The sequence below is a fragment of the Corynebacterium sp. TAE3-ERU16 genome, from assembly GCF_019209935.1.
GTDB lineage: Bacteria > Actinomycetota > Actinomycetes > Mycobacteriales > Mycobacteriaceae > Corynebacterium > Corynebacterium antarcticum.
The window spans coordinates 1-2154 of the sequence record NZ_JAHUTN010000017.1; the positions used below are offsets into that span (position 1 = coordinate 1).

Below are 2154 nucleotides of genomic sequence, written 5' to 3' on the forward strand. Positions count from 1 at the left end.
GTTTATGACACACCAGGTTGCACATCGGTACCGGAGCGTGCCATTGCAGGTCGCGTTGTCTCAGAACACTGTGTCAGAATCAAGGTGTCACTAGACTTGTCCGCGACGAGTTTCGGACACCTGGGCACACGAAAGCGGGTTCTATGGGTGAAGTATTCGGGTATGCCCGAGTATCAACAGCGGATCAGGATGCGAGTCTGCAACGCGATGCGCTGAGCCGGCACGGCTGTAGCGAGATCTTCACCGATGTCGGGTCCGGGTCCCGGGCGCATCGCCCAGAGCTGGACCGGTTATGGGGCAAGCTACGTTCCGGGGACACGGTGGTGGTGTGGCGATTGGACCGGCTGGGTCGGTCAGTCCCGCACCTGATTGATCAGTTGGAGGATCTACAGACCCGCGGGGTTGGGTTTGTCTCGTTGCAGGAGACGATTGATACGACGACGCCGGGCGGCCGGTTGGTGTTCCATGTGTTCTCGGCGTTGGCGCAGTTCGAGCGTGACCTGGTGATAGAGCGCACCACTGCCGGCTTAGCTGCTGCCAGGGCACGGGGGCGGGTTGGGGGCCGCCCACGAAAGCTCACCGCACAGCAGACCGCCACCGCCCGCTCACTGTATGAGGCGAAGACGATGACGGTGACAGAGATCGGGAGAGTGCTCGGGGTCAGTCGCTCGACGATCTACCGGGCACTTGAGAGCAATAACGTGGCGGACTGAAGCTGAGGTTGTTCCGCACCTTCTAAGTCATATCAGATCAGGCGACGGGTGGAATCTTGTCACGACCATAGAGCCAACCGTCAGGAAAACCCATCACCACAGTATTTCCACCTTGGTCGACGTCGTTCTGAAGCCTCTTTGCGGTCGCAATATCCCAAGCGGCCCCTACGCAAGTAGGTTCAAAGGACTCCCAATCTTCTTCTATGGGCCACAGCAGGCCCATCAAGACCAGCCAAATCACTTTCCTTGACTCGCCGTCACTGTTTGCAGTATGCAAAGAAGTGTAGATTGGCTCGCTCTGTAGATGGTGATATTTTATCCAACGGTCGGGGTGTGAAGTAGATTTTTCTGATATGTTACTATCAGTTGTAACACACAGAACATATCCGGAGAAACGATTCTCGGGATCATCATAATACGTGGAATAAAAGACGTGGGCTACATCTGAAGACCTTTTTATTCGAGGTTTTCTGACATTGTTTGATCTCTTCCTAGTGGACACGGCAGTCAAGTTTTTTCTGCGGTGGCTTCACAGTGGCGTGGTAGGTCTTCCCATTATAAACGATTGTCCCTTGAACTGAGCCCCACAGAAGAGTGTTTACCGCCGTGCCATCACACTTTTCCTCGAGCTTTTTCTGTAAGAGGCTGGAAGAGTTGGTGTTGCTTACATCATTTTCGGCTGCTTGATTCCACTTAGTATAGTACTTATACATGATTCTTCCATGATGATGGATGCTACTGACTCGGATTGGGGCTTTCTTTGTTCCGCACTGAGTTTGTGGTTTGAAGGCGACATAAGGTCCAGTATCTCCGTCGGGCCTCGGGTCTGTTCGGATGTGCAAGGCAGAGGGGTTTAGCACGCAAGGACCGTATTCCTTCTTTAACGAACGTGCGGATACGCTGTTTTCCTCTGATTGTTCCTGTGCCTCGGCAAGAGTAACTTCGTTGTCGATGGTGTTGTCATCGAAGCCGGGTTCAGCGGGTTCCAGGTCTTCCCGGCCGGGAGCGGGTGTCGCTGCAGCCTCGGCGGCGTTGTCGATCGCCTCTTGTTCTGCATTGGCTCGCGCGGCGGCCGAGTCTTCGGACTCGGTGGTGACGCTGGGCTGTGCTGCCACGGTGGGGTTCAGTGTTGATCCCAGCCCTAAGGCCAGAACAGCCGCGAGTAGCAGTCTGAGTACTTTGTGTCGCATTGATTCCTCTTGGTGGTGAGTGCATGGGGAGAAGCGTCAGGTGTGGCGGGTTCAATGAGTGCAAAACCGCCGAAACATGTGCAGTTCACTAAGAACTGTTGTTGAGTGAACCATGGTTTTTTCCCGGGCTACAAGAGCGGGGGTGGGTGGCTGGCGTGCCTCAACAGGGATAACGCGAGCGTGGCGTAGTGACTGTCACAGGGGCGAACGTCGCTAACGACTGTCGAGTGAAGCGGCTTCTTGCTGTCGGT

2 protein-coding genes are annotated in these 2154 nt (G+C 55.0%); one reads left to right on the forward strand and one right to left on the reverse strand.

Annotation, left to right across the window (positions count from 1 at the left end; genetic code table 11):
• The first annotated feature begins 143 nt into the window (after positions 1-143).
• Entirely contained in the window at positions 144-713 is a 570-nt protein-coding gene (locus tag KRX55_RS11710; protein WP_198735170.1) for a recombinase family protein, read from the forward strand.
• A 491-nt stretch (positions 714-1204) separates the two neighbouring features.
• Here KRX55_RS11710 and KRX55_RS11715 read toward each other — a convergent pair whose 3' ends face one another.
• Positions 1205-1903 carry a hypothetical protein gene (locus tag KRX55_RS11715; protein ID WP_218407903.1) on the reverse strand — a complete coding sequence of 233 codons (699 nt, stop codon included), beginning with the start codon at positions 1901-1903 and terminating at the stop codon, positions 1205-1207.
• Between the last annotated feature and the right edge of the window lie 251 nt (positions 1904-2154).